General features: G+C 43.9%; 7 protein-coding genes. 3 read left to right on the top strand and 4 right to left on the bottom strand.

The window, feature by feature from the left end:
• Positions 1-73: 73 nt before the first annotated feature.
• The 4 genes from QTO00_RS13015 to QTO00_RS13000 are packed head-to-tail and all read right to left on the bottom strand — an operon-like array spanning position 74 to position 2,552.
• Positions 74-352 carry a SelT/SelW/SelH family protein gene (locus QTO00_RS13015; protein ID WP_331425193.1) on the bottom strand — a complete coding sequence of 93 codons (279 nt, stop codon included), beginning with the start codon at positions 350-352 and terminating at the stop codon, positions 74-76.
• A gap of 10 nt (positions 353-362) precedes the next feature.
• Positions 363-1,118, bottom strand: a complete 756-nt coding sequence (locus QTO00_RS13010; protein ID WP_331425192.1) for a sulfite exporter TauE/SafE family protein — start codon at positions 1,116-1,118, stop codon at positions 363-365.
• 40 nt (positions 1,119-1,158) lie between these two features.
• Positions 1,159-1,674, bottom strand: a complete 516-nt coding sequence (locus QTO00_RS13005) for a regulatory protein ToxS (protein ID WP_331425191.1) — start codon at positions 1,672-1,674, stop codon at positions 1,159-1,161.
• Positions 1,671-2,552 carry a winged helix-turn-helix domain-containing protein gene (locus tag QTO00_RS13000; RefSeq protein ID WP_331425190.1) on the bottom strand — a complete coding sequence of 294 codons (882 nt, stop codon included), beginning with the start codon at positions 2,550-2,552 and terminating at the stop codon, positions 1,671-1,673. Before QTO00_RS13000 ends, QTO00_RS13005 begins: the two co-directional genes overlap by 4 nt.
• A 264-nt stretch (positions 2,553-2,816) precedes the next feature.
• On the opposite strand from QTO00_RS13000, the gene htpG reads away from it, so the two are divergent.
• The 3 genes from htpG to QTO00_RS12985 all read left to right on the top strand — a co-directional run.
• The gene (htpG, locus tag QTO00_RS12995; protein ID WP_331425189.1) at positions 2,817-4,721 is read left to right on the top strand and encodes a molecular chaperone HtpG; all 1,905 of its coding nucleotides are present in this window, start codon (positions 2,817-2,819) and stop codon (positions 4,719-4,721) included.
• Positions 4,722-5,028: 307 nt separating this feature from the next.
• Positions 5,029-5,673: an adenylate kinase gene (gene adk / locus QTO00_RS12990; protein ID WP_331425188.1), complete on the top strand. Its 645-nt coding sequence runs from the start codon at positions 5,029-5,031 to the stop codon at positions 5,671-5,673.
• Positions 5,674-5,803: 130 nt separating this feature from the next.
• On the top strand, positions 5,804-6,006 hold a 203-nt coding region (locus tag QTO00_RS12985), incomplete at its 3' end, for a ferrochelatase (RefSeq protein ID WP_331425187.1).

Below are 6,006 nucleotides of genomic sequence, written 5' to 3'. Positions count from 1 at the left end.
AAGTACTAGCTTCGACGGCAATTCGTTAGAAGCTCTTCAGATAACAATAGGCAGTGATTGACTGCCTATTTTTCTATTTGTTGTCTGAATGGCCTAAATCTCGTTCTGGGTCGATGACATCTCGCACTTTCTGTTTGAGAACTTTCGCTTCAGGAAAGCCACCATCACGCTTTCGTTCCCAAATCAGAGTTCCATTACAGTGGATCTCAAAGCGTCCGCCTGTATCTGGATGGAGAGAAACTGTCTCGATCTCTTCGCTAAATGTATGCAGTAACTCCTGAGAAAGCCAGGTGGAGCGAAGCATCCAGTTGCACTGACGGCAGTAGTAAATGTCGATAATTGCCTTATCCATAAATTATTCCTTAAAACAGCAGCTTGATTCCGACGGCAAAGGTGAGTATTTCAAAACAAACCTTGATGATTTGGTTACTGTAGCGAGTGGTGAGGTAAGCGCCTAAACTGCCGCCTATGAAAGAACCTAACAAAAGGATGGGAAGCCAAGGCCAATAGACAGGGGCGCCAGCTTGTACGATGGCTAGTCCCCCAATACCATTCCAGAATAGACCCACACAGAGCATGGTTAGAGCGACGGCCTGTTTATAGCTGTAGCCAAACCAACGGACGAGAAATAGAGTAACGAGAAGCCCAGAACCTGCGGTTAATGAACCGTTGATAATGCCAATTATTGCTAGACCTAGCCCGCCAATAATCCAACCTTTGGTATCGCGGTTGCTCGGTGCCTCTTGCTGACCTAATTGCTTCTTAATACGCGAATAAATCCCGAGGCAGAGTATCATTCCACCCAATAGTTTTTCCGCTATTTCGCCAGGAATTAATAACACAATGTTGGCTCCAAGAACCACACCAAGACTACCGACGACAACAAAATAAAGAGCGACTTTATAGCTAAAACTGCGTTGCTTGATATGGGTGTAGGCGGCGCCAAGACCTAGGGCAACACTTGCTATTTTGTGGGTTGCTAAGGCAATAGAGAAGGGGAGGCCAAAAAAGATCAACAGAGGAAATTGGAGCAGTCCAGCTCCACCACCAGATAGGGAGGCGAGCGTGTTGGCGATAAAAGAGCCCCAAAAGAGCCCGAAGGTGTTTATCCAGTCCATTTGAGTTAAAAAAGGGGCATCATGCCCCTTAATATTGAGTTTAGTTAGAGAATAAAACTGTAGAGCCGTGACTTAAGCTTGTTAGTAGGAGTGTTTTCTCATTAACAATGTCAATACGACGGCTTTGTTGGGCATCCATTTTAAACACCTGAGTGATCAGGTTTAGTTGATCTTCAGTAAAGTCTTTACTTTGAGCCGAGGAGATATCTTTAAACTCGGTCGGTGAAATCAATAAGTAGTTATCACTGATATCCCACTCGCCTGTTTCTGAAATGCTAATCACACTCTCAGTCTCGGCATTGAATGGGTAAAGACGAACTGTCGATACTCTAATGTAGGTATTATTCGGCAGATATTTAACATTAGACGTCGCCACTACCTTGCTCAGGGAGCCCACGGCCTTCTCATGAAGAGGGGCTGTTATGACGGTAATCATTTTTGACTGCCACTCTTTTGAAGTGAGCACTTGTTCAACTTTTAGATCACTACCCCAGTACAACCAAGCACTAAATACTGCAGATATGACGAGTAAACCAGCTGCTAATTTTTGTTTCATTGCTTGTCTTCCTGTAGGCAGACCCGACTTAGATCTTGTTGTTCTGCGAATATTCGTAGTGTCACGTTCTCCCCTGAGTTATCCAGTGAATGGATGTAATTCAAGATGAGCTGGTTATCTTGTCCTCCCGTCGCGATGACTTCTACAGGGGCAAGTTCATCAGCATGAGATTCATTGTATCTCATGACACATTGTTCAATAGATGGGTACCATGTGCGTAAATCTGGGTGATTGATTGGTGTCTTAACTTGCGTGTTATCAAACACACCAACTTGTCTAAACTCAGATTCAGCCGGGTTAGTAAAAAGCACCACGCACAATGGAAGCAACAACGCAGTAATGAGCAAGAGCCTAGTGACTAAAGGTTGTGAAGTTTTTTCGGCGCGAGGTCGTGGAGCCGGTTCGCTAAATGGAGCACTGGGTTCAGGAGTCGCTGTTTGTTCTACCGCAGCTTCAAGCTTGCTTTGCTCTAGTGTGTCAACGTCTTCTATATCTAAGTTTTGATCTTCATCTGAATTGCCGCTCATTAGAGCCGTTGTACGTTCAACAGTACAGATCAACTGATAACCACGTTTCGGTACCGTTTTGACGAACATTGGTGATTTGGTTGAGTCTTTTAGCAGCTTACGCAGGGTAGAAATTGCTTGGGTCAAGCTTGAATCATCAACTTCAAAGCCTTGCTTACGCCATACAAAATCGTGTAGTTCGTTACGAGAGACGACTTCGCTCGGCTTTTCACACAGCAATAGCAGGATACGGCTTTCATTGCTGCCTAAGCGAATCAGCTCGCCGTTGTTCTCTCTGTCGACAAGAGAGTTGGTGTTTGGATCGAAGGTGAATCTGTTATCAAGATTAAACTTGGTACCAATGTTACTCATTAATTGTGGCCGCTATATTAGAGTTTTCGGGGTTTTATGGTGTTTGAGCACTTAGTAAAACCAAACCACATAAATAGGGTTTAGATTTTTTGATTTTTAGGGATGCCAAGCATAGTCAAAATAAATCAAAAAAAACACTGTTTTTATGATCTTTGACCTTGAATTTACATTTGTCACCCTCATGTTAAATGGCAGATTTTTGCCAATTACGCATATTCATTATGAATGTATTGGCCTGATAAGTATAGATCTTATGGAGTTAGCATGAGCGATACAGCAACACAAAACAAAGAAACTCGTGGCTTTCAGTCTGAAGTAAAACAGTTACTTCATCTAATGATTCATTCTCTTTACTCAAACAAAGAGATTTTCTTGCGTGAGCTTATCTCGAACGCATCAGATGCCTCTGACAAGTTACGTTTTCAAGCGCTATCGAACCCTGACCTATACCAAGGTGATGCAGACTTAGGCGTTAAGTTATCTTTCGATGAAGAAGCTAACACGCTGACTATTTCTGACAACGGCATTGGTATGAGCCGTGATGATGTTATTGAACATCTAGGTACGATTGCTAAATCGGGTACGGCGGAGTTCTTCTCAAAGCTGTCAGAAGACCAATCTAAAGATTCGCAACTTATTGGCCAATTTGGTGTTGGTTTCTATTCTGCGTTTATCGTTGCTGATGCAGTTACGGTTCGCACTCGTGCTGCGGGTCTAACCGCTGAAGAGGCGGTTCAGTGGCATTCTGCGGGGGAAGGTGAGTACACGATTGAAACAGTGACTAAAGAAGGTCGTGGTACTGATATTATTCTTCACATGCGTGAGGAAGGGAAAGAGTTCCTAAATGAGTGGCGTCTGCGTGAAGTCATCAGCAAGTACTCGGATCACATTGGTATTCCTGTTTCTATCCAAACCGCTGAACGCGATGAAGAGGGAAAAGAGACCGGTGAGAAAAAGTGGGAGCAAATCAACAAAGCTCAAGCACTTTGGACTCGCAACAAGTCTGATATCTCTGAAGAAGAGTATCAAGAGTTTTACAAGCATGTGTCGCACGACTTTGCTGATCCACTGGTGTGGAGCCATAACCGTGTAGAAGGTAAGAATGACTACACAAGCTTGCTTTACATCCCAGCGAAAGCGCCTTGGGATATGATGAACCGCGACCATAAATCTGGTCTTAAGTTATACGTTCAACGTGTATTCATCATGGATGATGCAGAGCAGTTCATGCCGTCATATCTGCGCTTTGTTCGCGGCCTAATAGATTCAAACGACTTACCATTGAATGTCTCGCGTGAAATTCTGCAAGATAACAAAGTGACTCAGTCACTACGTAATGCATGTACCAAGCGCGTGTTGACTATGCTTGAGCGCATGGCGAAAAACGATGAAGAGAAGTATCAATCGTTCTGGAAAGAGTTCGGTTTAGTTCTGAAAGAAGGCCCTGCAGAAGATATGAGCAACAAAGAGAAGGTAGCTGCGCTACTTCGCTTTGCTTCTACGGAAGTCGACTCTGCTGACCAAACCGTTGGACTTGCTTCGTACGTTGAGCGTATGAAAGAGGGCCAAGATAAGATCTACTATCTCACTGCAGACAGCTACGCAGCCGCTAAGAATAGCCCTCACCTAGAGCAGTTCAAAGCGAAAGGCATTGAAGTGGTTCTAATGTATGACCGCATCGATGAATGGCTAATGAACTACTTAACTGAGTTTGATGGTAAGCAGTTCCAGTCAATCACTAAAGCGGGTCTTGATCTAAGCAACTTTGAAGACGAAGCTGAAAAAGAAAAGCGGAAAGAGACAGAAGAAGAGTTCAAATCTGTTGTTGAGCGTACTAAAGAGTATTTAGGTGATCGCGTTAAAGAGGTGCGTACTACCTTTAAATTAGCGAGCACGCCAGCAGTAGTTGTGACCGATGACTTCGAGATGGGAACACAAATGGCGAAGCTGTTAGAAGCAGCAGGTCAGGCCGCCCCTGAAGTGAAGTACATCTTCGAAATTAACCCAGAGCACGAACTAGTTAAACGTATGGCTGATGAGGCGGACGAACAAGCATTTGGTCGCTGGGTTGAAGTTCTGCTTGGTCAAGCGATGCTGGCAGAACGTGGTTCGATGGAAGACCCATCGCAGTTCCTAGGTGCGATTAACACGCTTTTGACTAAGGGCTAATAGCCAAAAAACGCCGAAAAGCTCGCAGTTTGCGGGCTTTTTGGTTTATTTGCATTAATCATGAATAAAATAGCGTGAAGTTGCAGACTAGTGTGAGTGTTTAAGCATTCTTTAGTCGTAATTCGCGCCCTGGTTTTAAATTGTATGATAGAATGCAATCTTGAAACCAAACAAGCAGGCGTGTAATGTGCACGCCTGCTTTATTATTCATTAAGTTATACCGAAACTTACCGTGAACTCGCGCTGTTAGTTTAGTAGCCCATAGTGAGCTTCGGTATAAATCATCATTATGTTAAGAGGATTCAACATGCGCATCATTCTTCTAGGTGCTCCAGGTGCAGGTAAAGGCACACAAGCTAATTTCATCATGGAAAAATACGGTGTTCCGCAAATCTCTACTGGTGACATGCTGCGTGCTGCTATCAAAGCAGGTACAGAGCTTGGTAAACAAGCAAAAGCTGTTATCGACGCTGGTCAACTAGTTTCTGATGAAATCATCCTTGGTCTAATCAAAGAGCGTATCGCTCAAGATGACTGTGAAAAGGGTTTCCTACTCGATGGCTTCCCACGCACAATTCCTCAAGCTGATGGTCTAAAAGCAATGGGTGTTGACGTTGATTACGTTATCGAATTCGATGTTGCTGACGACGTAATCGTAGAGCGTATGGCGGGCCGCCGTGCTCACCTACCTTCAGGCCGTACTTACCACGTTGTATACAACCCACCTAAGGTTGAAGGTAAAGACGACGTGACTGGCGAAGATCTTGTTGTTCGTGACGACGACAAAGAAGAGACAGTACGTGCACGTCTAGGTGTTTATCATGATCAGACAGCTCCGCTAATCTCTTACTACGGTAAAGAAGCTGAAGCGGGCAATACTAAGTACCTTAAGTTTGATGGTACTAAGCAAGTTGCTGAAGTTAGTGCAGATATCGAGAAAGCGCTAGCATAATTAGCTAACTGCAGATTTTGATAATTTGTTATAGTAAAGCGATCCGATTGGGTCGCTTTTTTTATGCTCTTAGTTTGATCTATTTCTGAGATAGGTACGTAGAGAGCCTTTTTAGTGTCGATAGGAAGCTATGCAAAACAGTAAAAAACAGGGTGTACTACTGGTCAACTTAGGTACGCCAGACGAGCCAACTGCCCCAGCAGTTAAACGCTTTTTAAGCCAGTTTCTACATGACAAGCGTGTGGTTGATATGACGCGTTGGTTATGGTGTCCAATTTTGCATGGGGTTATTTTGCCTATTCGAGCTCCTAAAGTTGCTAAGCTTTATCAAAC

The organism is Vibrio sp. M260118 (assembly GCF_036533755.1).
Lineage (GTDB): Bacteria > Pseudomonadota > Gammaproteobacteria > Enterobacterales > Vibrionaceae > Vibrio.
The sequence above is the reverse complement of the archived record's forward strand: the minus strand, read 5'-3'. Positions and strand labels throughout refer to the sequence as shown.

Coding starts and splice junctions, on each gene's coding strand:
- htpG (WP_331425189.1), top strand. CDS start 2,817: ATGAGCGATACAGCAACACAAAACAAAGAAACTCGTGGCTTTCAGTCT.
- QTO00_RS13005 (WP_331425191.1), bottom strand. CDS start 1,674: ATGAAACAAAAATTAGCAGCTGGTTTACTCGTCATATCTGCAGTATTT.
- QTO00_RS13015 (WP_331425193.1), bottom strand. CDS start 352: ATGGATAAGGCAATTATCGACATTTACTACTGCCGTCAGTGCAACTGG.
- adk (WP_331425188.1), top strand. CDS start 5,029: ATGCGCATCATTCTTCTAGGTGCTCCAGGTGCAGGTAAAGGCACACAA.
- QTO00_RS13000 (WP_331425190.1), bottom strand. CDS start 2,552: ATGAGTAACATTGGTACCAAGTTTAATCTTGATAACAGATTCACCTTC.
- QTO00_RS13010 (WP_331425192.1), bottom strand. CDS start 1,118: ATGGACTGGATAAACACCTTCGGGCTCTTTTGGGGCTCTTTTATCGCC.